General features: G+C 72.5%; 22 protein-coding genes. 14 read left to right on the top strand and 8 right to left on the bottom strand.

What is annotated here, in order from left to right:
• Positions 1-26: 26 nt before the first annotated feature.
• Positions 27-1,388 carry a gamma-glutamylpolyamine synthetase GlnA2 gene (gene glnA2 / locus Sspor_RS29445; protein ID WP_202201807.1) on the bottom strand — a complete coding sequence of 454 codons (1,362 nt, stop codon included), beginning with the start codon at positions 1,386-1,388 and terminating at the stop codon, positions 27-29.
• A gap of 171 nt (positions 1,389-1,559) precedes the next feature.
• On the opposite strand from glnA2, the gene Sspor_RS29440 reads away from it, so the two are divergent.
• The 4 genes from Sspor_RS29440 (at position 1,560) to Sspor_RS29425 (ending at position 4,008) form a co-directional block, all read left to right on the top strand.
• The gene (locus tag Sspor_RS29440) at positions 1,560-1,979 is read left to right on the top strand and encodes a hypothetical protein (protein ID WP_202201806.1); all 420 of its coding nucleotides are present in this window, start codon (positions 1,560-1,562) and stop codon (positions 1,977-1,979) included.
• A gap of 57 nt (positions 1,980-2,036) precedes the next feature.
• Positions 2,037-2,738: a thioredoxin-like domain-containing protein gene (locus Sspor_RS29435; protein WP_202201805.1), complete on the top strand. Its 702-nt coding sequence runs from the start codon at positions 2,037-2,039 to the stop codon at positions 2,736-2,738.
• Positions 2,735-3,457, top strand: a complete 723-nt coding sequence (locus tag Sspor_RS29430) for a DUF305 domain-containing protein (protein WP_237404080.1) — start codon at positions 2,735-2,737, stop codon at positions 3,455-3,457. Before Sspor_RS29435 ends, Sspor_RS29430 begins: the two co-directional genes overlap by 4 nt.
• Positions 3,458-3,588: 131 nt before the next feature.
• Positions 3,589-4,008 (top strand): CBS domain-containing protein, encoded by a 420-nt coding sequence (locus Sspor_RS29425; RefSeq protein WP_202201804.1) that lies wholly within the window; start codon positions 3,589-3,591, stop codon positions 4,006-4,008.
• Here the strand turns inward: Sspor_RS29425 and Sspor_RS29420 are convergent.
• Positions 3,993-4,931: an alpha/beta fold hydrolase gene (locus Sspor_RS29420; protein WP_202201803.1), complete on the bottom strand. Its 939-nt coding sequence runs from the start codon at positions 4,929-4,931 to the stop codon at positions 3,993-3,995. The genes Sspor_RS29425 and Sspor_RS29420 overlap by 16 nt on opposite strands.
• Positions 4,928-5,629, bottom strand: coding sequence for a DUF998 domain-containing protein (locus Sspor_RS29415; RefSeq protein ID WP_202201802.1), 702 nt, complete (start codon positions 5,627-5,629; stop codon positions 4,928-4,930). The genes Sspor_RS29420 and Sspor_RS29415 overlap by 4 nt, the downstream gene beginning before the upstream one ends.
• 72 nt (positions 5,630-5,701) lie before the next feature.
• Between Sspor_RS29415 and Sspor_RS29410 the strand changes: the two genes are divergently transcribed.
• The 4 genes from Sspor_RS29410 (at position 5,702) to Sspor_RS29395 (ending at position 11,083) form a co-directional block, all read left to right on the top strand.
• Positions 5,702-6,157, top strand: coding sequence for a hypothetical protein (locus Sspor_RS29410; RefSeq protein WP_202201801.1), 456 nt, complete (start codon positions 5,702-5,704; stop codon positions 6,155-6,157).
• Positions 6,158-6,254: 97 nt separating this feature from the next.
• Complete coding sequence (locus Sspor_RS29405; protein ID WP_202201800.1) at positions 6,255-7,865, top strand: multicopper oxidase family protein; 1,611 nt, start codon at positions 6,255-6,257, stop codon at positions 7,863-7,865.
• Positions 7,866-8,028: 163 nt separating this feature from the next.
• Complete coding sequence (locus tag Sspor_RS41180; protein WP_202201799.1) at positions 8,029-9,258, top strand: DUF4190 domain-containing protein; 1,230 nt, start codon at positions 8,029-8,031, stop codon at positions 9,256-9,258.
• A 70-nt stretch (positions 9,259-9,328) separates the two neighbouring features.
• On the top strand, positions 9,329-11,083 hold the full coding sequence (locus tag Sspor_RS29395; protein ID WP_202201798.1) for an NAD+ synthase: 1,755 nt from the start codon (positions 9,329-9,331) through the stop codon (positions 11,081-11,083).
• A 63-nt stretch (positions 11,084-11,146) separates the two neighbouring features.
• Here Sspor_RS29395 and Sspor_RS29390 read toward each other — a convergent pair whose 3' ends face one another.
• Positions 11,147-12,175 (bottom strand): endonuclease/exonuclease/phosphatase family protein, encoded by a 1,029-nt coding sequence (locus Sspor_RS29390; RefSeq protein ID WP_202201797.1) that lies wholly within the window; start codon positions 12,173-12,175, stop codon positions 11,147-11,149.
• A 288-nt stretch (positions 12,176-12,463) separates the two neighbouring features.
• Here Sspor_RS29390 and panB point away from each other — a divergent pair, with 288 nt between their 5' ends.
• From panB to Sspor_RS29375, 3 genes are all read left to right on the top strand, one after another.
• Positions 12,464-13,342, top strand: a complete 879-nt coding sequence (panB, locus tag Sspor_RS29385) for a 3-methyl-2-oxobutanoate hydroxymethyltransferase (protein ID WP_202201796.1) — start codon at positions 12,464-12,466, stop codon at positions 13,340-13,342.
• A gap of 118 nt (positions 13,343-13,460) precedes the next feature.
• A complete protein-coding gene (locus tag Sspor_RS29380) occupies positions 13,461-14,474 on the top strand; it encodes an ATP-binding cassette domain-containing protein (protein WP_202201795.1) in 1,014 nt (337 codons plus the stop codon).
• Entirely contained in the window at positions 14,471-15,322 is an 852-nt protein-coding gene (locus tag Sspor_RS29375) for an ABC transporter permease (RefSeq protein ID WP_202201794.1), read from the top strand. The genes Sspor_RS29380 and Sspor_RS29375 overlap by 4 nt, the downstream gene beginning before the upstream one ends.
• 56 nt (positions 15,323-15,378) lie before the next feature.
• Here the strand turns inward: Sspor_RS29375 and Sspor_RS29370 are convergent, their stop codons facing one another.
• Complete coding sequence (locus Sspor_RS29370) at positions 15,379-18,762, bottom strand: AfsR/SARP family transcriptional regulator (protein ID WP_202201793.1); 3,384 nt, start codon at positions 18,760-18,762, stop codon at positions 15,379-15,381.
• Between the two features lie 74 nt (positions 18,763-18,836).
• Here Sspor_RS29370 and Sspor_RS29365 point away from each other — a divergent pair, with 74 nt between their 5' ends.
• Entirely contained in the window at positions 18,837-19,637 is an 801-nt protein-coding gene (locus Sspor_RS29365; protein WP_202201792.1) for a site-2 protease family protein, read from the top strand.
• A 1-nt stretch (position 19,638) separates the two neighbouring features.
• Here Sspor_RS29365 and Sspor_RS29360 read toward each other — a convergent pair whose 3' ends face one another.
• Positions 19,639-19,830: a hypothetical protein gene (locus Sspor_RS29360; RefSeq protein ID WP_202201791.1), complete on the bottom strand. Its 192-nt coding sequence runs from the start codon at positions 19,828-19,830 to the stop codon at positions 19,639-19,641.
• A gap of 130 nt (positions 19,831-19,960) precedes the next feature.
• The gene (npdG, locus tag Sspor_RS29355) at positions 19,961-20,665 is read right to left on the bottom strand and encodes an NADPH-dependent F420 reductase (RefSeq protein ID WP_030012309.1); all 705 of its coding nucleotides are present in this window, start codon (positions 20,663-20,665) and stop codon (positions 19,961-19,963) included.
• An 85-nt stretch (positions 20,666-20,750) separates the two neighbouring features.
• Between npdG and Sspor_RS29350 the strand changes: the two genes are divergently transcribed.
• On the top strand, positions 20,751-21,368 hold the full coding sequence (locus tag Sspor_RS29350; RefSeq protein ID WP_202201790.1) for a hypothetical protein: 618 nt from the start codon (positions 20,751-20,753) through the stop codon (positions 21,366-21,368).
• A gap of 3 nt (positions 21,369-21,371) precedes the next feature.
• Here Sspor_RS29350 and Sspor_RS29345 read toward each other — a convergent pair whose 3' ends face one another.
• A complete protein-coding gene (locus Sspor_RS29345; protein WP_202203939.1) occupies positions 21,372-21,620 on the bottom strand; it encodes a hypothetical protein in 249 nt (82 codons plus the stop codon).
• Between the two features lie 71 nt (positions 21,621-21,691).
• Here Sspor_RS29345 and map point away from each other — a divergent pair, with 71 nt between their 5' ends.
• Positions 21,692-22,549 carry a type I methionyl aminopeptidase gene (gene map / locus Sspor_RS29340; protein WP_109778670.1) on the top strand — a complete coding sequence of 286 codons (858 nt, stop codon included), beginning with the start codon at positions 21,692-21,694 and terminating at the stop codon, positions 22,547-22,549.
• The last annotated feature ends 44 nt before the right edge of the window (positions 22,550-22,593 follow it).

Below are 22,593 nucleotides of genomic sequence, written 5' to 3'. Positions count from 1 at the left end.
CCCCCGTCGGGGGCCCGGAACTGCCTCTACAGGACCGGGAGGTTCTTGCGGAGTTCGAAGGCCGTGACCTCCGAGCGGTACTCCTCCCACTCCTGCTTCTTGTTGCGCAGGAAGAAGTCGAAGACGTGCTCGCCCAGGGTTTCGGCGACGAGTTCGCTGCGCTCCATCAGGGAGATGGCCTCGCCGAGGTTCTGCGGGAGGGGTTCGATGCCCATCGCGCGGCGTTCGGCGTCGGAGAGGGCCCAGACGTCGTCGTCGGCGCCCGCCGGCAGTTCGTAGCCCTCCTCGATGCCCTTGAGGCCGGCCGCCAGGAGGACGGCGTAGGTGAGGTACGGGTTCGCGCCCGAGTCGATCGAGCGGACCTCGACGCGCGAGGAGCCCGTCTTGCCCGGCTTGTACATCGGGACGCGGATCAGCGCCGAGCGGTTGTTGTGGCCCCAGCAGATGTACGAGGGGGCCTCGCCGCCCGCGCCGGCGCTGCGGGAGGAGCCGCCCCAGATGCGCTTGTAGGAGTTGACCCACTGGTTGGTGACCGCCGCGGTCTCGGCCGCGTGGCGCAGGAGGCCCGCGATGAAGGAGCGGCCGACCTTGGAGAGCTGGTACTCGGCGCCCGACTCGTAGAAGGCGTTGCGGTCGCCCTCGAAGAGGGAGAGGTGGGTGTGCATGCCCGAGCCGGGGTACTCCGAGAACGGCTTCGGCATGAAAGTGGCCTGCACGCCCTGCTCGAGGGCCACCTGCTTCATGACCAGGCGGAAGGTCATGATGTTGTCGGCCGTGGAGAGCGCGTCGGCGTAGCGGAGGTCGATCTCCTGCTGGCCGGGGGCACCCTCGTGGTGGCTGAACTCCACCGAGATGCCCATGGATTCGAGCATGGTGATCGCCTGGCGGCGGAAGTCCATGCCCACGTTCTGCGGGGTGTGGTCGAAGTAGCCGGAGTTGTCGGCCGGCACCGGGCGGGTGCCGTCCAGCGGCTTGTCCTTCAGCAGGAAGAACTCGATCTCCGGGTGGGTGTAGAAGGTGAAGCCCAGGTCGGAGGTCTTGTTCAGGATGCGCTTGAGGACGTACCGCGGGTCCGCGAAGGACGGCGAGCCGTCCGGCATCAGGATGTCGCAGAACATCCGGGCGGTCCCGGGGGCCTCCGCGCGCCACGGCAGTATCTGGAACGTGCTCGGGTCCGGCTTGGCGATCATGTCGGACTCGTAGACCCGGGCGAAGCCCTCGATCGCGGAGCCGTCGAACCCGATGCCCTCGTCGAAGGCCTGCTCCAGCTCCGCGGGCGCGACCGCGACGGACTTCAGGAAGCCCAGTACGTCGGTGAACCACAGGCGCACGAAGCGGATGTCGCGCTCCTCAAGCGTCCGGAGGACGAATTCCTGCTGCTTGTCCATGCCTTCATCCTCGCAGTTCAGACGGCCTGTGCACCACCGCTCGACAGTCGGCGCACAGTCGGGCGCGCCAAGTATCGCCAGTCGTGGTTTCCGCCACATTACGCACCCGGGAAAGCTGGTGGCACCCCCGCACTGACCGGGGGCCGGTCATGAGCATTACCATCTGCGCCCATGGGGGGCCGGCAGCACACGCAGCCGGGGCGTCGCGGACGTCCCGGACTTCGGCGTGCCGTCCTGCTGATCGTCTTCGGGGTGCTGGCCGGGGCGCTGCTGCTGTGCGCGCGTCCGGGCGAGTCGCACGTTCCGCTGCCGGACACGCGGGTACCGGTGGCGGTACCGGTGGCCGTGCGGGAACAGCCGCAGGCCGGGGCGCAGGCGCACGTCGTCTGCGTGTCTCCGTACGACCTGCCCGGCTGCTCGCCGCTCACGCGCGTCACCCCGGGTGTGCTGCCCGTGCCGCCGCCCGCCGTGACCGGTCCCATGGGCGCGCCGGCGCCCGCCGCGACGGCCTCCGGGGTGTCGCGGATCCGGCTCTACGGGGCTCCGCCGCCCGCCCCCGACCTGTATGCCCTCCAGGTGCTGCGGACCTGAGCGGTCCGGTTCGGTTTCGCGTTCATCCACCCCCCTCAGCAGAAGGAACCAGGGCACATGGCCAGCAATTCCGGCAGGACCAACCAGCACACCGACCCGCACTCCCGCCAGGCGCGCATAGCCGAGATGCGGCGCGCCGACCAGATCCGGGAGCGGCGCAACAAGGCCATCGCCATCACGGCCGCGTCGGCCGTCGTCGTCGGCCTCGTCGGCTTCGGCGCCTGGGTGCTGATCGACCAGAAGCAGGCCGAGCAGCGCAAGGAGGCGGCCGCGGAGAAGATCCGCAAGGAGGCCGAGGAGATCCGCAAGCAGCCGGTCGAGGGCGAGCAGCTCTGGGACGTGAAGAAGCTCGGCCGCAATCACGTCGAGACCCCGGTGAAGTACGAGATGAACCCGCCGGTCGGCGGCGACCACCACCCCCGCTGGATGAACTGCAACGGTGACGTCTACACGAACCCGGTGCCGGAGGTGAACGCCGTGCACTCACTGGAGCACGGCGCGGTCTGGGTGACGTACAACGAGAAGGCCCTCAAGGCCGACGTGGACAAGCTCGCCGCGACCGTCGGCAAGACCCCGTACACGCTGATGAGCCCGGTCAAGGAGCAGACCGGCCCGATCACGCTCAGCGCATGGGGCAAGCAGCTGACCGTGGACAGCGCGGACGACCCGCGGGTGTCGCAGTTCTTCACGAAGTACGTGCAGGGCGAGCAGACCCCGGAGCCGGGCGCGGCCTGCACGAGCGGGCTGGCCGGCAAGTGAGCCGCGCGACGGGCCCGGTCCGCCCCGTCCCCCGTACGTACTGGGTGGCGGGCACCGCCGTCCTGCTGGCCCTGCTGTTCGCGGCGGCCGCCACGGTCGCCGCCGCGAACGGCGGCGGTTCCGCCGGTCCCGGCGTGCCGGCGGCCGGACCCCGTACGCCGGGGCTGAAGTCGCCGGACGCGGGATTCGCCCGGGACATGGCGGTGCACCACCAGCAGGCGGTGGAGATGTCCTTCATCGTGCGCGACCGCACCCAGGACGAGCCGGTACGCACCCTCGCCTACGACATCGCCAACACCCAGGCCAACCAGCGGGGCATGCTGCTCGGCTGGCTCGACCTGTGGGGGCTGCCGAAGGTGGTGGCCGGCGAGGCGCCGATGTCCTGGATGGGCGCCTCGGGCGGCCACGGCGGGCATGTGGGCCACGGCGCCGACGCGGGCGCCGGCGCCGCCAGGCCCGGCGCGCTGATGCCGGGCATGGCCACCAGGGAGGAGCTGGACCAGCTGGGCGCCGCCTCGGGCCGGGACGCGGAGGTGCTCTTCCTCCAGCTGATGACCGACCACCACAAGGGCGGCGTCGCGATGGCCGAGGGCTGTGCGCAGCAGTGCGAGACCCCGGTCGAGCGGGAGCTGGCGCAGGGCATGGTCGACGCGCAGCGCTCGGAGCTCACCCTGATGGCGGACATGCTGCGGCAGCGCGGAGCCGCGCCGCGCGGGTGACGGGACACGCCCGTACGGTGGTGAGAGGCGCCCTCTCACCCGTACGGGCGTGTGCTCCGCCGGTGGGGACGCCGCACCGGGCGCGCCCGCGCCCGGTGGAACGGCGTGCTCAGTGCTCAGGAGGTTCAGCGATGACCACCGCCGCAGACATCATGCACCCCGGGGCCCAGTGGATTCCCGCCACCGAGACCCTCGACCGGGCCGCCCAGCTGATGGCCCGGCTCAATGTGGGCGCCCTGCCCATCAGCGACGCCGAGGAGCGGCTGTGCGGCATCATCACCGACCGCGACATCGTCGTGAACTGTGTGGCCAGGGGCCACGACCCGGAGAAGGTCACCTGTGGTGAGCTGGCCCAGGGCACTCCCCGCTGGATCGACGCGGGCGCGGACGTCGGCGACGTGCTGGAGGAGATGCAGAGCCACCAGATCCGCCGGCTGCCGGTGATCCGGGACAAGAGGCTGGTGGGCATGATCAGCGAGGCCGACCTCGCCCAGCACCTCTCCGACGACCAGATGGCCACCTTCGTGGAGAAGGTCTACGCGCGGGCCTGACCCTGCCCGGCCGTCGCCAGGACCGCCCGTGCCACCTGGTCCGGGCGGTCCAGCATGATCAGGTGTCCGGCGGGTTCGGCGACCTCGAAGCGGGCGCCGAGCAGGTCGGCGAGGTCCGCCTGGCGGGCCAGCCAGCGCAGGGCCGAGCGCCCGGCCGAGCCGTCGTGGGCGGCGAGGACGGTGGTGGGGGCGGTCAGCGGGTGCGTCCTGCGCAGGTCCTGCAGCTCGGCGGCCATGTCCGGGTAGCGGGAGTTCTCCAGCAGGGCGCCGCGCCAGACCCGGCCGGTGCGGTAGCAGCGGCGTACGAGGTCCCGGGCGGCCGGGTCGGAGCCGCCGGTGCGGGAGACGCGTACGGTGGCGCGCCGGACCGGCGCGCCCAGCGCGGCCGGCAGTCCGGCGGCGGTCACGGCCCGCCCGAGGGCGCGGGCGGCCCCGGTGCGCAGCAGGGCGGGCAGGACCGTACGCGGGTCCTCCTCGACGCTGCCGTCGACCAGGACCAGCGCGGCGGTGCGCCGCGGGTACAGGCGGGCGAAGGCCTCGGCGTGGAATCCGGCGATGGAGTGCCCGACGACGGTGACGGGTCCGGCCGCCTCGGCGCCGAGCCCCAGCGCGTCCAGCAGACCGGCGATGCGGTGGGCCTCCCCGGCGGTCGTGGGCGGCTCGGCGGCGGGGCCGCTGAGGCCGTGTCCGGGGCGGTCGAAGCGGACGACGGTGCGGCCCGCGGCGACGAGCGGTGCGACGACCGGGTCCCAGTCGAACCAGGCCATGGCGAGTCCGGCGCTGAGGACGCACACGGGTCCCCGGCCTTCGACGACGACGTGCAGCGGAACCCCGTCGCCGCCGTGGCCGCCGTCGAAGCCGTCGAAGCCGTGGCTGCCGTGGCCGCCGTGGACGCGGACGAACCGGCCGGTGGCGTCGCTCATGTACGGCCTTCCTTGTGGACGGAGTGGGCGAGCAGGCCCAGCCAGAGCGCGACCAGGAGCACCTGGAGCCGCTGGCCGGCGCCGAGGGCCCAGGTGCCGTGCCCGGCGGTGAACATCGCGATCGCGGACAGGGTCCAGACGGTGGCGAGCAGTTCGAGGGCGACGAGGGCGGGGCCGTAGCGGGCGAGCGGGGCGAACCAGCCGTAGCGGCGGGCGGCGACCGTGAGGGCCACCAGGCCGACGAGGGCCCCGGTCATGGCGAGGCTGCTGCTGACGGCGTGGGCCTGATGGGTGGCGGGTACCAGTCCCGCGGTCTCCCGGGCGGCGCATTCGGGGTCCACGGTGGGCCGGCAGCTCAGCGGCAGCCAGGCGTCGGCGGCGGTGGCCGCGCCGAAGAGGGTGACCCCGGCCCAGCCGATGACCGCCCAGGAGCGGCGGGACTCCGCGTACTTCAGCAGCCGGAAGAGCGCCAGGAGCCCGCCGCAGAAGGCGAGCAGCCCTGCGGTGAAGTCGGTGGCCCGGAAGAGGCCACCGAGCGGCTGGTCCTGGGCGGCGAGCTCGCTGACGTACGTCTCGATGGGGTTCAGGCCCGTGGAGAGGACGACTTCGAGCACCCACGCGGTGTAGGCGGCCGCGGCGAGACCGATCAGCGTGGCGACCGGCCAGGCGGTCCGCGGCGAGAGTCCATGTGGGGACATAGTGTGACTAATCCTAAGCAGACTCGGGGTCGGTCCTGCGATCGGATACCCACCCCCGGTAGGGTTCCCGTCATGACGCGCAGTGCTCGGCGAGCCGCCCCGGGGGCCCGGTTGCTGCTGCTCGCCGCGCTGTTGCTGGGCATCGTCACCATGCACACCCTGGGGCATCCGACCGAGTCCCACGCCGTGCAAGACGTGTCCCCGGCCCACTCCGTTGCCTCGGCGGGGCCGGCTGCCCCGGCCGGGCACGGTGGCACCCGCCACACTCCGGCCCCGGCCGCCGACGCACCCTCCCCCGCGGTCCCCTCGTGGGGTCACGCGATGCCCGCGACCGAGATGGACCCCACGTCGGTCTGCCTCGCCGTGCTCGCGGGGCTCGTCGTGCTGCTCGTCGGCAGCGGCCGGACCGGATCCCGACGCGCCGCGCCGCTCGGGGGCGCGGCCCGCATAGCGGTCCGGTCCGGCGGCGGTCCGGACCCACCCTCGCCCCGCGAGCTCCTCATCCGGCTGGCGGTCCTGCGGGTATAGGCCGGCGCAGCCGCCGCCCCCGCATGCCCGCGCATGCGCCGGGGTGGCGCCGAACCGTGCCCATGTATCCGTGACACCACACCCATGAGGTGCTCCCATGCGCTCTCTTCCCACCCGCCGCACCGTCATCGGCGCGTCCGCGGCCGTCCTCGGCTCCGGGCTGCTCGCCGCCTGCTCCGGATCCTCCGGGGCCGGCGGTTCCGCAGGTTCCGCCGGCGGCCACGGCTCGATGAACCACGGCGGTTCCGCCGCCGACGTGCCCGAGGGGTACGTGGACCCGGCCGGACCCGAGGTCCAGGCCGCCGAGGCCGCCCGCAAGGCCACCGGCCCGCTCACCGAGGTCAAGGTGACCGCCACCGCCACCCCGCTCGACCTCGGCGCCGGCATCACCGTCCGCTCCTGGGCGTACGGGGACAAGCTGCCGGGCCAGGAGGTCCGGGCCACCGCGGGCGGCACGCTCGCCCTCACCCTGGCCAACAACCTCCCCGAGGCCACCTCCCTGCACTGGCACGGCCTCGCACTGCGCAACGACATGGACGGGGTCCCGGGGCTGACCCAGCGGGACATCGCCCCGGGCGGGTCCTTCCCGTACAAGTTCGCCGTCCCCACCCCGGGGACGTACTGGTTCCACCCGCACACCGGCGTCCAGCAGGACCGCGGCCTGTACGCCCCGCTCGTCGTCGAGGACCCCAAGGAGCCCCTCTCCTACGACAAGGAGTGGGTGGTCGTCCTGGACGACTGGATCGACGGGGTGGACGGCGCCACCCCGGACGCCGTCCTCGCCGAGCTCCGCAAGGGCATGAACGGCAGCGGAGGAGCCCACGCTGCCCATGGCGGGAGCGCCGCCCCCTCCCCCGGCGGCACCGGCAAGAAGCGCTCCTACGTCGCGATGGGCGGCCACAGCGACTACCTCGGCGGAGACGCCGGCGACGTCGTCTACCCGTACTACCTGGTCAACGGGCGGGTGGCGGACGACCCTTCGGTCTTCACCGCCAAGCCCGGCGACCGGATCCGGCTGCGTGTCATCAACGCCGGCGGGGACACCGCCTTCCGGATCGCCCTCGGCGACCACGAGCTGACGGTCACCCACACCGACGGCTACCCGGTGGAGCAGACGAATACGGGGTCGCTGCTGCTGGGCATGGGCGAGCGGTACGACGTCCTGGTCACCGCCAAGGACGGGGTGTTCCCCCTCACCGCGCTGGCCGAGGGCAAGGAGGGCTCGGCGCTCGCGGTGCTGCGCACCGGGTCGGGGACGGCGCCGACGGCCGCGACCCGGCCGGCCGAACTGGACGCGCCGCCGCTGATGGCGGACGCGCTGAAGGCCGCCGAACCGGTGGCGCTGGCCCCGCGCGACCCGGACCGGACGGTGCAGATCCGGCTCACCGGCAACATGACCTCGTACAACTGGGCCTTCGACGGCAAGCCGTACACGCCCGACCAGCGGCATCCGGTGAGGGCGGGCGAGCGGGTCCGGCTGGAGTTCGCCAACGCCACGCCCATGTGGCACCCGCTGCACCTGCACGGGCACACCTTCGCGCTGGGCGGGCAGGAGGGCGGGGTGCGCAAGGACACCGCGATCCTCCTGCCGGGGCGCAGGCTGACGGTGGACTTCGACGCGGACAACCCCGGGCTGTGGATGACGCACTGCCACAACGTCTACCACTCGGAGTCCGGGATGATGACGGTGCTCGGCTACCAGCTGTAGGCCACGGCCGTCTGCCCGCCCGGCTCCCGTACCGGGGCGGGGCGGGCAGACGCGCAGGCGGGCAGGGGGTGCGGAGCGGCGGGAATTGGGGTGGGTCCATGGCGCGGACATGGCACCCTTGCGGAGATCACGACTGTCGCGACAGAAGGACGACCCCGCCGGTATGAGCACCCCGCCGAACCCGCCCAGCACTCCCGCCGGTCCGCCGACCGAGCCGGCGGGCACCCCGACAGCAGAGACGGAACCCATACCGGCACCCGCACCGACGCTCTCGCTGGAGAAGACCCCGGCCGAACCGGCGGACGCCCCCACAGCCGAGACGGAACCCATACCCGCGCCCGCACCCACGCTCTCGCTGGAGAAGACGCCGACCGAGCCGGCGACCCCCGAGGCGACCGGGACCCCCGAGGCACCCGAGAGCCCTGTGACGCCCGTGGCCCCCGTGGCTCCCGCGGCGGCCACCCCGCAGCCGGCTCCCGCCGCATCGGCCTTCGCCCCGCCGATGCCCGCTCCGGCTGCCGCTCAGACCCATGCAACCCCGGGCTTCGGTGCCCCCGGCGCCCCCGGCCACACGTGGCCCGAGTCCGCCCCCCGCTTCCCCGGAGCCCCGTACCCCGGGTACCCGCAGGCGGCCCCGAGGAGCAACGGCCTGGCCGTCGCCGCCCTCGTCACCGGCGGGTTCGGCATCCTCCTGGGCGTCATCCCGTTCCTGTTCTGGGCCGGCACCCTGATCGCCGCCGTCGGCGTGGGCCTCGGCATCGGCGCGATCGTGCGCGCCAACAAGGGCGCCCCGAACAAGTCGATGGCCGTCGTCGGCACCGTGCTCTCCGTGCTCGGCCTGCTCGCCTCGGTCGGCGGATTCGCCCTCACCGTCATGGTCGTCGACAAGGCCGACGACCTGGACCGGCACGCCGGGGAGGAGTGGGGTGCGGACCGGCGCCGTCCCAGCACCGAGCCCTGGCCGTCGAAGTCCCCTTCGCCCACCCAGGTCCCGGGCCTGACCAGCGCGCTGCCGTTCGGCGAGACCTTCACCTACCCGAACGGCGTCCAGGTGAGCCTCTCGGTCCCGACCATGTACAAGCCGACCAACTCGTACTCCCGCGAGCACGTCAAGAACGCGGTCCAGCTCACCGTCACCATCACCAACGGCTCCAGCACGCCGCACGAGGTGATCTACGCCATGCCCAACGTCCGTGACGACCAGGGCATGACCGCCGAGATGGTCTTCGACGGCGGCAACGTGCCGAAGATGATCCGGGGCTCCATCCTGCCGGGTGAAACCGCCACCGGGGTGGTGGCGTTCGAGGTCCCCAAGGGCACCAGGAGCATCACCGCGGACATCTCCGCCGGGGTCATGCTCGACGACGTGAAGTACGCGGGCCCGATCGGCTGACGGGACGTCACAACGCGGTGAACAGGCGGAGTCCAGGACATCGCGTCAGAAAGACGATTACACTGGGCCCGTGCCTCAACTTCGACTCGCTCTGAATCAGATCGACTCGCACGTCGGCGACATCGCCGCCAACGCCGACTCGGTCGTCCACTGGACCCGGCACTCCGCCGAGCAGGGTGCCCACCTGGTGGCGTTCCCGGAGATGATGCTGACCGGGTATCCCGTCGAGGACCTCGCCCTGCGCGGCTCCTTCGTGGAGGCCTCCCGCACCGCGCTGCGCGAGCTCGCGCAGCGGCTGGCGGCCGAGGGCCTCGGCGAGCTGCCGGTCGTCGTCGGCTACCTCGACCGCACCGAGCGGGCCACGCCCCGCCTGGGCCGCCCGGCCGGCTCCCCCGAGAACGCGGCGGCCGTGCTGCACCGCGGGCAGGTCGTCCTGCGCTTCGCCAAGCACCACCTCCCCAACTACGGGGTGTTCGACGAGTTCCGGTACTTCGTACCGGGCCAGACGCAGCCGGTGATCCGGGTCGGCGGGGTCGATGTGGCCCTGGCCATCTGCGAGGACCTGTGGCAGGAGGGCGGCCGGGTCCCGGCCACCCGCTCCGCCGGGGCCGGGCTGCTGATCTCCGTGAACGCCTCCCCGTACGAGCGCAACAAGGACGACCTGCGCCTCGAACTGGTCCAGAAGCGGGCCCAGGAGGCCGGCTGCACCCTCGCCTACCTGGCGATGATCGGCGGCCAGGACGAGCTGGTCTTCGACGGCGACTCGATCGTCGTCGACGCCGGCGGGCAGGTCATCGCCCGCGCCCCGCAGTTCTCCGAGGGCTGCGTCCTGGTCGACCTCGACCTGCCGGCCGCACGCGCCGACGCGCCCGAGGGCGTGGTGGACGACGGCCTGCGCATCGAGCGCGTGATCCTCTCCGAGGAACCCGTGGAGCCGTACGAGCCGGTCGTCACCGGCGGTTACGCCGACCGGCTCGACGACGACGAGGAGGTCTACGACGCCCTGGTCGTGGGGCTGCGCGCCTATGTCAGGAAGAACGGGTTCCGATCCGTCCTGATCGGGCTCTCCGGCGGCATCGACTCCGCGCTCGTCGCCGCCATCGCCTGCGACGCGATCGGCGCGCAGAACGTGTACGGCGTCTCGATGCCCTCGAAGTACTCCTCGGACCACTCCCGGAGTGACGCGGCCGGCCTCGCCGAGCGCACCGGACTGAACTTCCGGACCGTCTCCATCGAGCCGATGTTCGACGCCTACATGGGTTCGCTCGGCCTGACCGGCCTGGCCGAGGAGAACCTCCAGTCCCGGCTGCGCGGCACCCTGCTGATGGCGCTGTCCAACCAGGAGGGCCACATCGTGCTGGCCCCGGGCAACAAGTCGGAGCTGGCCGTCGGCTACTCCACCCTGTACGGCGACTCGGTGGGCGCGTACGGCCCGATCAAGGACGTCTACAAGTCGGACGTCTTCCGGCTCGCGGAGTACCGCAACCGGGCCGCCGCCGAGCGGGGCGAGGTCCCGCCGATCCCGGAGAACTCGATCGTGAAGCCGCCGAGCGCCGAGCTGCGCCCGGGCCAGGTGGACACGGACTCGCTGCCGGACTACCCGGTGCTCGACGCGATCCTGGCCATGTACGTGGACCGCGACCAGGGCCTGGACGCGATCGTGGCGGCGGGCTTCGACGCGGAGCTGGTCGCCAGGACCCTGCGGATGGTGGACACGGCGGAGTACAAGCGCCGCCAGTACCCGCCGGGCACGAAGATCTCCGCGAAGGGCTTCGGCAAGGACCGCCGGCTGCCCATCACGAACGGCTGGCGCGAGCGGGCGTAGACACGGCGCGGCCCCGGCGGCTCTCCGAGGAGGGCCGCCGGGGCCTTCGCGCCGCCGCGTCCGTCAGGGCTTCACGGTGACCCGGGCGGCGACGGGAAGGTGGTCGCTGCCCGTGCGGGGCAGGGTCCAGGAGGCCTCCGGCCGGATGCCGCGGACCATGATCTGGTCGATCCGGGCCATCGGGAACTGCGCCGGCCAGCTGAAGCCGAAGCCGTCGCCGGCCGCGCCCTGGGTGGAGCGCATCTGCGAGGTGACCTCGGACAGGGCGCGGTCGTTCATCGTTCCGTTGAGGTCGCCGAGCAGGATGACCTTCTTCAGCGGTTCGGCGGCGAGGGCGGCGCCCAGCGCGTCGGCGCTGTCGTCGCGCTGATTGGCGGTGAAACCGGCGTGCAGCTTGACCCGGACGGAGGGCAGGTGGGCGACGAACGCGGCGACCTGGCCCTGGGGGGTGGTGACGGTGGCGCGCATGGCCCGGGTCCAGCCCATCCGGATGTCCACGGGCGCGCTCGCGCTGAGCGGGTACCTGCTCCACAGGCCGACGGTGCCCTCGACCGAGTGGTACTTGTACGTGGCCGCGAGGGCCTTCTCGTAGACGGGGACGGCGCTGCCCTTGAGCTCGGTCAGGGCCAGGATGTCGGCCCCGGACCGGGCCACCGACTCGGCGGTGCCCTGCGGGTCGGGGTTGTCGGCGTCCACGTTGTGGGTGGCCACCACCAGGTTGCCGCCGGAGCCGGACTTGTCGCTGACCAGGCCGCCGAAGAGGTTCGCCCAGACCGCGGCCGTCAGCAGTATCGCCAGGAGCGCGGTGGCGGACCTCCGGTAGACGGCCCCGGCCAGCAGGAGCGGGACGGCCAGGCCCAGCCAGGGCAGGAAGGTCTCGGTGAGGCTGCCGAGGTTGCCCACCTGGTTGGGCAGCTCCGCGTGGAAGATCATGACGAGCGAGATCAGCACGGCGATCGCGGTGAGGATCCAGCCGCGCCGCCAGATCCCCGGATCCTTGCTCAGTGCGGTCAGCCGGCGCCGGAGGCGGGTTCCGGAGGGCTCGGGCTCCGAGCCGCCGTTCCCCGACTCCGTCATGTACGCCTGTGCCATACCACTGCCCTCACTGCCGTGCTCGCGCTCCGTCCCCGCCCCTTGACCCTAGGCGATGAACCGGAGCCTTCCGTGCCGTACGTCACGACCGTCGGTCACGGTCGTGTGTCCCGGAGGACGAACGGCCGTACGCAGGGGGTTCCGGTTGTCACGAAACGCGCACATTGGATCCCGTGGCCAGGCTCGCACCACGGGGCACTTCCGCCTTTGCCCGCGCGGATGCCACCATGGGGGGTGAGTCCGGGGACGTCGTAAGGGCGCCTCGAGATGACACAAGGAGCAGTTGCAATGACGCCTGCCGTTTCGCCTGCCCGCGAACCCGCCGCAGCATCTCCGTCGGCCGCACCCACCCTGTACGGAGGCACGGGCACCCGGCGCATCACCGTCCGCGACCTGACCCTCGCCAAGGAACGCGGCGAGAAGTGGCCGATGCTCACGGCCTACGACGCGATGACCGCGTCCGTCTTCGACGAGGCCGGCATCCCGGTCGTCCTCGTCGGCGACTCCATGGGCAATTGCCACCTCGGCTACGACTCCACCGTCCCGGTGACGATGGACCAGATGACCATGCTCTCGGCGGCCGTCGTGCGCGGCACGAGCCGTGCGCTGGTCATCGGCGACATGCCGTTCGGCTCGTACCAGGAAGGCGCCGTGCAGGCCCTGCGCAGTGCCACCCGTCTCGTCAAGGAGGCCGGGGTCGGTGCGGTGAAGCTGGAGGGCGGCGAGCGCTCGCTGGCCCAGACCGAGCTGATCGTCCAGGCCGGTATTCCCGTCATGTCCCACCTGGGCCTGACCCCGCAGTCCGTCAACGCGATGGGCTACCGGGTGCAGGGCCGCGGCGACGAGGCCGCGCACCAGCTGCTGCGCGACGCGAAGGCGGCGCAGGACGCGGGCGCGTTCGCGGTGGTGCTGGAGCTCGTGCCGGCCGAGCTGGCCGCCGAGGTCACCCGGTCCCTGCACATCCCGACGGTCGGCATCGGCGCGGGCGCCGAGTGCGACGCGCAGGTACTGGTGTGGACCGACATGATGGGCCTGACCGGCGGGAAGATGCCGAAGTTCGTCAAGCAGTACGCGAAGCTCCGCGAGACGATGACCGGCGCGGCGAGGGCCTTCGCCGAGGACGTGGTCGGCGGGACGTTCCCGCAGGCGGAGCACGCCTTCCACTGATCGCGCACGACCGCTCGGGCAGCCCGCCGACCTCGTGTCGGCGGGCTGTCGTACGTCTGTCGTATGTTTGTCGGTCGGCTGTCGGTGCTTTGTCAGTGGTGCCTGCTCCCATAAGGGCATGACGCGAAACGACAACAAGCCCAACGCCGTGGAGGTACGGGGGCTGGTCAAGCACTACGGCGAGACCAAGGCCCTCGACGGTGTCGACCTGGATGTCCGGGAGGGCACGGTCCTCGGGGTCCTCGGCCCCAACGGCGCCGGCAAGACGACGCTGGTCCGCTGCCTCTCCACCCTGATCGTCCCGGACTCCGGCACCGCGGTCGTCGCGGGCTACGACGTGGTCCGCCAGCCGCGGCAGCTGCGCCGCACGATCGGCCTCACCGGCCAGTACGCCTCGGTCGACGAGAAGCTCTCCGGCTGGGAGAACCTCTACATGATCGGGCGGCTGCTCGACCTCTCCCGCAAGGACGCCCGCCGTCGCGCGGACGAGATGCTGGAGCGGTTCTCCCTGACCGAGGCGGCCAAGAAGGCCGTCATGAACTACTCCGGCGGTATGCGCCGCCGGCTCGACCTCGCCGCCTCCCTGATCGGCAACCCGGCCGTGCTCTACCTGGACGAGCCGACCACCGGTCTCGACCCCCGCACCCGCAACGAGGTGTGGGACGAGGTCCAGCGCCTGGTCGCCGAGGGCGCCACCGTGCTCCTCACCACCCAGTACATGGAGGAGGCCGAGCAGCTCGCCAGCGAGCTGACGGTCATCGACCGCGGCAAGGTCATCGCCAACGGCAAGGTCGACGAGCTGAAGGCGCGCGTCGGCGGCCGCACCCTGAAGATCCGCCCCGTGGCCGCCTCGGACCTGCCGGGCATGGCCCGCGCGCTGGCCGAGGCCGGACTGGACGGCGTGGCCGGCAGCCAGGCCGTACCGGACGAGGGCGTCCTGCTGGTCCCGATCCTGAGCGACGAGCAGCTGACGGCCGTCGTCGGCCTGCTGGCCACCCGCGGGTACGCGATCGCCGACCTCGGCACCTACCTGCCCAGCCTCGACGAGGTGTTCCTGGCCATCACCGGCCAGAAGCCCACGCTCGTCGAGGACTCCGTCCCCACCGAGAAGACCGAGGAGGTCGCGGCATGAGCACCGTAACCACGACGAAGCCCGCGCCCACGGCGCCCGGTCCGGCCCCGGTGGCCGACACGCACGGCGAGGGCCGGATCGGTCTGCGCGGCAACCTGCGGCACATCGGCGCCCTGGTGCGCCGCAACGCCCTGCAGATCAAGCAGGATCCCGAGTCGATGTTCGACGTCGTGTTCATGCCGATCATCTTCACGCTGCTGTTCGTGTTCGTCTTCGGCGGCGCGATCTCCGGCAAGGGCAACCAGTCGGACTACGTCAACTACGTGGTCCCGGGTCTCATGGCCATGATGGGCATGAACATCGCCATGGGTGTCGGCACCGGGGTCAACGACGACTTCAAGAAGGGCGTGATGGACCGGTTCCGGTCCATGCCGATCGCCCGGTCGTCGGTGCTCATCGCCAAGATCCTGGTCGAGCTCGGCCGGATGATGGTCGCCATCGCGATCCTGCTCGCGGTGGGCTTCCTGCTCGGTCTGTCGATCAAGGGCCCGGTGCTGGGGCTGTTCCTCTCCATCGGTCTGTCGGCCGTCTTCGGCGCCTCACTGATGTGGATCTTCGTCCTGCTCGGTCTCACCATGAAGACCCCGCAGGCCGTCCAGGGCATGGCGATGATGGTCCTGATGCCGCTGCAGTTCGGCAGCTCGATCTTCGCCCCGCCGACCACGATGCCGGGCTGGCTGCAGTCCTTCACGGACTACAACCCGCTGTCGAACCTGGCCGACGCGGCCCGCTCGCTGATCAACGGCACCCCGGTCGGCGACTCGGTGTGGATGACGCTGATCTGGTCGCTGGCCATCACGGCGGTCACCATGCCGCTCGCGGTGCGGAAGTTCCGCCAGAAGACCTGACCCGCGGACCGATCCGTTCGGATCGCGTCCCGGACGGACACCGGCCGGGGGCCGGGTCAGATGAGGGCGGTGGCCTCCTCCGGGGAGAGGCCACCGCCTTCGGCGTACGCCTTCTCGTAGGCGGCGTCGCCCAGTGCCGCCCGGGCCAGCTCCTGCGCCCGGGCGTGGTCCTCGCGCTCCATCGTCACCGGGAAGTGCCCGGGCGGCAGCAGCGCCCGGTAGGCGCCCAGCAGCCGGGCCGCGTCGTACTCCCGGCGCGGGCCGCCGAGCGAGACCAGCGAGAGCGCCGCGGACATCATGTAGACCGCCGGCATCTGCGGGGCCACCATCCGCGCCATCGGGTCCATGGCGGTGTCCATGGCCTGGCGCAGCCGGGCGAGGGCCTCCTCGTACAGCCCCTGCCGGTTGTCCAGCCAGGCCATCGTGCCGAGCAGGAAGCCGTCGAAGATGGCGAACGCGCCGAAGGCGAACTCGTCCCGCAGGAGCTGCAGCTGGTCGCGTGCCTCGGAGATCCGTCCCGTGCGCCCGAGGACGCCCGCGAGGAACATCCGGGCGGCGGGCATGGCCTCGTTGCCGTACCGCTGGGCCTTGGCGGTGATCTCCGTGAGGATCGACTCGGCCTCCTCGATCCGGCCGTCCTCGGCCAGCGTCCCGGCCATCCGTACGCGCAGCACGGTCACCTGGGCCATCGCGCCGAGGCGTTCGGCGTAGGCGACCGCCTCACGGTAGTCGCGGGTGGCCGCCGTGAACTCGCCGCGCTTCTCCCGGGCCTCGGCGCGGGCGGCCAGTGCCTCGGCGCAGCCCCAGGCATCCCCGAGCTCGCGGAAGAGCGCGAGGCTCTCGTCGGCGTCGCGCGAGGCGTCCCCGGCCCAGTCGGCCCGGTTGGCGAGGATGTTGGCGCGCAGCTGGAGCGCGGAGGCCAGCTCCCAGCGGTAGCCGAGCTCGCGGGCGGTCGCGACGCTCGCGTCGACGACCCTCTGGAGCAGTCCGGGGTCGCCCGCGATCATGACGGCGTAGATCCACAGGGAGGCGGGGGTCCGGCAGGTCTGCGGGAGTCCCGGCCGGTAGGTGGCGAGGACCCCGTCGATGAGGGCGCGGACCGAGGGGGTGTTCCAGGTCTCGTTGGTCTGGTCGCGGGAGGCCAGCAGGACCAGGTGCAGGGCGCGCCAGCCCTCGGCGAGCGTTTCGCCGGAGTAGGGCGGCGGCGTGTCGACGAGCCGTTCGTGGACGGGCTCGGCGGGGACCCAGGGCGGCTCGAAGGGGTTGGAGCCCAGGGTGGCGGTGGCCTCGGCCCAGTGCCGGGACTCGGAGCGCAGGTCGTGCATGTGCCAGTACCAGCCGAGCGAGTGGACCAGGCACAGCGCTTCGTCGGCGTCGCGGACGGCGATGGCCCGGCGCAGGGCGGTACGCAGGTTCTCGTACTCGTCGGCGAGCCGGTCGGTGGCCGCCCGCTGGCCGTGGCCGCGCAGCAGGGGCTCGGTGGTGCGGGCGAGTTCGCGGTAGTGGACGAGGTGGCGGTGCTCGGTGGCCTCGCGGTCGCCGGCGGCCTCGGCGAGGCGCTCGGCGGCGTACTCGCCGACCGTCTCCAGGAGGCGGTAGCGCATGCCGGAACCGTTGCGTCCGGGGGTGGCCACGACGAGGGACTTGTCGACGAGGGAGCCGAGGAGGTCGGCGGCGTCGTAGCGGGCGGGGTCGCCGGGGTCGGCGCAGACGTCCTCGGCGGCGGCGAGGTCGCAGCCGCCGGCGAAGACGGACAGGCGGCGCAGGACGGTGCGTTCGGCCTCGTCGAGCAGGTCCCAGGACCAGTCGACCACGGCGCGCAGGGTCTGCTGGCGGGGCAGGACCGTACGGGCGCCGCTGGTCAGAAGCCGGAAACGGTCGTCGAGGCGGTCGGCGATCTGGCGCAGGGAGAGCAGCCGCAGGCGGGCGGCGGCCAGTTCGAGGGCCAGCGGCAGCCCGTCGAGGCGGCGGCAGATCTCGGCGGCGGCGGTCGGGTCCTCCTCGACGGTGAACCCGGCGCGGGCCGCGGCCCCGCGGTCGCCGAGCAGCCGCAGCGCGATGGGGTCGGGCAGCGGTTCCACCGGGCGCAGGGACTCCCCCGGGACGCCGAGGGGTTCACGGCTGGTGGCCAGGATCCGTACGCCGGGGCAGTGCGTCAGGAGCCGCTCCGCGAGGGCGGCGGCCGCGCCGACGACGTGCTCGCAGTTGTCGAGCAGCAGCAGGAGCCGGCGGCGTGCGCAGTGCTCGGCGAGCCGGTCGAGGGGGTCGTCCCCGGCGCGTTCGGTGAGGGCCCGCAGCTCCTCGGCGGCAGCGCCGCGCAGCTTGGTCTCCCGGGCCCCGAGCGCGGCGAGGGTGGCCTCGGCGAGGTCCTCCGGGTCTCCGGGCCCGTCGATGGGGGCGAGTTCGACGAGCCACACCCCGTCGGGCCAGGCGCTCTCGTCCTGGGCCTCGGCGGCCTCCTGGGACAGCCGCGTCTTGCCCGCGCCGCCGGGCCCGAGGAGCGTGACGAGGCGGGCCCGCGCGAGGTCCTCCCCGATGACGCGGATGTCGTCCTCGCGACCGACGAAGGTGGTCAGGCGCGCCCGCAGATTGCCGGCGGAGGCGGCCGGGACGGGGGCGGCCGCGGGGGCGGCTTCGACGGGGGCGGCCGGGGACGCGTCGGCGGCCGGGGACCTTTCGGCGGCCGGGGACCTTTCGGCGACGGCCGCGGCGGCGGCCGGCGGCCGCCCGGCCGGGGTCAGCAGTTCGGCGTGGAGGGCCCGCAGCTCCGGCCCCGGGTCCGCGCCCAGCCGGTCGGCCAGCTCCCGGCGGACGGTGTCGTAGGCGGCCAGCGCCTCCGCCGTGCGCCCCGAGGCGCGCAGGGCCTTGATGCGCAGGATGTGCAGCGGCTCGTCCAGCGGCTGCTGCGCGCACAGCGCGGTCAGCTCGGGCAGGGACCGCTCCGCCTCGCCCAGCTCCAGGGCCGCCGCGAGCCTCCCCCGGCGCGCGTCCATCCGTACGGCCTCCCAGCGCGCGGCCTCCGCGGCCGGGTCCGGCAGGTCGGCGAGGGCCGGTCCGCGCCACAGGGCGAGGGCCTCCTCGTACAGGGCCGCCGCGTCGGCCGGGTCCGGTGACCGGGCGCCGTCGCGGACCAGCCGCTCGAAGCGGTACAGGTCGACGTCCTCCCGCTCGGCGGCCAGCTGGTAGCCGCCCTCCGCGGACCGCACGGCGGTGTGCCCGAGCGCCCGCCGCAGCCGGGCGACGAGCGCCTGCAGGGCGGCCACCGCGTCGGCCGGCGGGTCGCCGTCCCACACCTCGGCGACGAGCAGCCGGGTGGGCACCACCCGTCCCGGCCGCAGCGCGAGCGCGGTCAGGAGCGCCCGCAGGCGCGCTCCGCCGACGGCCACGGGGGTCCCGTCGTCGTGGATGGCCTGGGCGGTACCGAGGATCGCGTAATGCACCGGCCCATTGTCGCCTGCACCCGGCCCCGGACCCGCACCGTTTTCCGCCGTGCCCGCGGGATAGGTTTCCCCGCATGGGTCATCAGGGCAGCCGCGGAGAGCGGCAGATCAGTTCGGTATTCGTCGGCATCGTCGCGATCATGGCCGTCACGGGCTGGGCGGTGTGGACCGGGTACGCGGCGAGCGCCGGACTCGCCGTGTTCCTCTTCGTGACGTCGGCGTGGATCGTCTCCCTGTGCCTGCACGAGTACGCGCACGCCCGCACCGCCCTGCACGGCGGTGACCTCACGGTGGGCGCAAAGGGCTATCTGACACTGAATCCACTCAAATACACGCACGCCCTGCTCAGCATCGTGCTGCCGGTGGTCTTCGTGATCCTGGGCGGCATCGGCCTGCCCGGCGGCGCGGTGTTCATCGAGCGCAACCGGATCCAGGGCCGCTGGAAGCACAGCCTCATCTCGGCGGCGGGCCCGCTGACCAACGCGGCCTTCGCGGTGGTGTGCACGGCCCCGTTCTGGCTGGACGCCCTCGACGGGGTGCCGCTGGCGTTCCGTTTCGCGCTCGCCTTCCTCGCCCTGCTGCAGGTCACGGCGGCGATCTTGAACTTCCTGCCGGTTCCGGGCCTCGACGGCTACGGGGTCATCGAGCCCTGGCTGTCGTACCGGGTGCGCCGCGAGGTGGAGCCGCTGGCGCAGTTCGGCCTGATCGCCGTCTTCGCGCTGCTGTGGGTCCCGGCCGTCAACACGTTCTTCTTCGACGTGGTCTACGGCCTGCTGGACTCCCTCGGCGTGACCGGGACGGAGGCGTCCTGCGGACGCGAGCTGTACACCTTCTGGCGCGACGCGTCGGGCTTCTGCCCGACCCCGCAGGACTGACCTAGATCGCGTTGCGCGCGGCGGAGGCCTTCTCGGCCTTCGCCTTGCGCAGGTAGTACCAGGCCATGTTGGACGTGAGGCCGGCCAGCAGCACCCAGACGATCCCGAGGAAGCTGCCCTCGACGAAGGCGACGACGGCCGCGACCACCGCACAGGCGCAGACGACAATGGCGAAGACGGCAAGGCGGGGCATGGGAAGAGCTCCTCGGAAACACTGAACGGGGTCGAGCCCCTCCAGTGTCCCCCATGCCCCGCAGTGCTGCCGTAAGGACGCCGTCGATCCATCCGGGTGACGTGACGTCGGGTGCGGTGTGCGGGCCGGGTCAGAGGTCCGTGACGCGCAGGCCCGCGTGGGCCTTGTAGCGGCGGTTGGTGGAGATCAGGTTGGCCACCAGCGACTCGACCTGGTGGGCGTTGCGCAGGCGGCCCGCGAAGACGCCCCGCATGCCCGGGATACGGGCGGCCAGGGCCTGGACGATGTCCGTGTCGGCGCGGACCTCGCCGAGGACCATCACGTCGGTGTCGATCTCGTCGATCGACTCGTCCTGGAGCAGGACGGCCGAGAGGTGGTGGAAGGCGGCGGTGACGCGGGAGTCCGGGAGCAGGGCGGCGGCCTGCTGGGCGGCGCTGCCCTCTTCGACCTGGAGGGCGTAGGCGCCCTGCTTGTCGAAGCCGAGCGGGTTCACGCAGTCCACCACGAGCTTGCCCGCGAGGTCCTCGCGCAGCGCTTCGAGGGTCTTGGCGTGGCCCTCCCACGGCACCGCGATGATGACGATGTCGCTGCGGCGCGCGCACTCGGCGTTGTCCGCACCCTCCACGCCGAGGCCCAGCTCGTCGGCCGCGGTCTGCGCGCGGTCCGCGGCGCGGGAGCCGATGATCACCTTCTGGCCGGCCCTGGCGAGCCGGTAGGCCAGGCCCCGGCCCTGGTCACCGGTGCCGCCGAGGACGCCGACGACGAGGCCGGACACGTCCGGCAGCTCCCACGGGTCCTTGACCGGCGGCTTCTGCGTGTTGTCTGAGGAAGTCATGGGGGCGAGCGTACTGCCGGGTAGCCCACAGTCGAAGGGGAGGGAACCGCTCCCCCGTGTCGTCCGCATGGTGCAGGATGCCGATATGGACGCCGTGAGGGTCGCGCTGCTGCGCGAGGTGCTCGCCGGTACGCAGTGGCCGGGTGCCGCGCGCCGCTTCGCCGGATCGCTGCGCCGGTCCGTGGTGCCGGCCGGCGGTCACCTGCTGCTGGTGGGGACCGAGGGCTACGAGCCCTGGCATCTGGCCGCGCACCTGGTCGACGAGGCCGCCTGGTCGGGCCGGCCGGAGCTCGCGCCCACGCTCGTACGCCACCGCGTACGGCCCGGGGAGCCGCCGCACCTGTCGGTCGGGCTGGGCCGGCTGGCGGCGGCCCGGCGCGGGCACACGCTGCTGGTGGTGGCGCCCGGGACGCCGGGTGCGGGGCTGCTGGAGCGCGTCCACGACGCCCGGCGCGCGGGGGCGACCGTACTGTCCCTGGACGGCGGGGACCGGGAGCTGGGCGCCCTCGCCCACGACGCGCTGTCGGTACCGGCAGGGGCGGCGGGCCGGGACGACGGGATGGATCTGGACACCGTGCAGCACCTGGTCAGCGCGGCGGCCGGGGAGAACGGCATGCCGGCGCAGCGGGGCCCGCGCCGGTTCCGGGACCGGCTGGCGCGGCTGGCCGATCAGCTGACCGCGCCGCCGCCCAGCCGCTGGTAGGGACTACGCCCCGCCCGTACCGGCCGTACCCTCTTCGTCCTCGCGGGTCCTGTCGTTCCACTTGGGGTCGTTCTGCCATTCGAGGTTGCGTTCCTGCGCCGTCTCCATGGCGTGGTTCGCCTCCTCCGGGGTTCCGTACGGCCCGAACCGGTCCTTGGCCGGACAGTCGGGGCCTTCCTCGACCTTCTTGTGGACCAGGCAGTAGTACCACTCGCCGGGTTTGCCCACCTGACGCTTCTTGAACAGGGCCATCGTCGTCGGGCTCCTCTCGTACCGCTCCGTCCCGCCATGCTGCCCCATCCCCGCTGGATACACTCGCTCGCATGTCTGGCCAGTCGCTGCTCGTACCAGGCGAGCTCTCTCCCGTCCGTTCCGTTCCCGGAAACATCCGTCGGCCCGAGTACGTGGGCAAGCCCGCACCCACTCCGTACACCGGACCGGAGGTGCAGACGGCCGAGACCATCGAGGCCATGCGCATCGCCGGCCGGATCGCCGCCCAGGCGATGGAGGAGGCCGCGAAGCTGATCGCGCCGGGGGTGACCACCGACGAGCTCGACCGGGTCGCCCACGCGTACATGTGCGACCACGGGGCCTACCCCTCGACGCTCGGCTACCGGGGCTTCCCGAAGTCGCTGTGTTCCTCCGTGAACGAGGTCATCTGCCACGGAATCCCCGATTCCACCGTCCTGCGCGACGGCGACATCGTGAACCTCGACGTGACCGCGTACATCGGCGGCGTGCACGGCGACAACAACGCGACGTACCTGTGCGGGGAGGTGGACGAGGAGTCGCGGCTGCTGGTGGAACGCACCCGGGAGGCGCTGAACCGGGCCATCAAGGCCGTCAAGCCGGGCCGTCAGATCAACATCATCGGCCGGGTCATCGAGTCGTACGCGAAGCGCTTCGGTTACGGCGTGGTCCGGGACTTCACCGGGCACGGCATCAACTCGTCCTTCCACTCCGGTCTGATCGTCCCGCACTACGACAGCCCGCACGCCACCACGGTCATCGAGCCCGGCATGACCTTCACGATCGAGCCGATGCTGACCCTGGGCACCCACGAGTACGACATGTGGGAGGACGGCTGGACGGTCGTCACGAAGGACCGCAAGCGGACCGCGCAGTTCGAGCACACGCTGGTGGTCACGGACTCCGGCGCGGAGATCCTGACCCTGCCGTAGGCGTTCCGGCGCTCTCCGCGCGCACACGACCGGGCCCGGTGCAC

It is taken from the genome of Streptomyces spororaveus (assembly GCF_016755875.1).
GTDB lineage: Bacteria > Actinomycetota > Actinomycetes > Streptomycetales > Streptomycetaceae > Streptomyces > Streptomyces spororaveus.
Note: the sequence above shows the minus strand (reverse complement) of the source record. Positions and strands in the feature narration are given on the sequence as shown.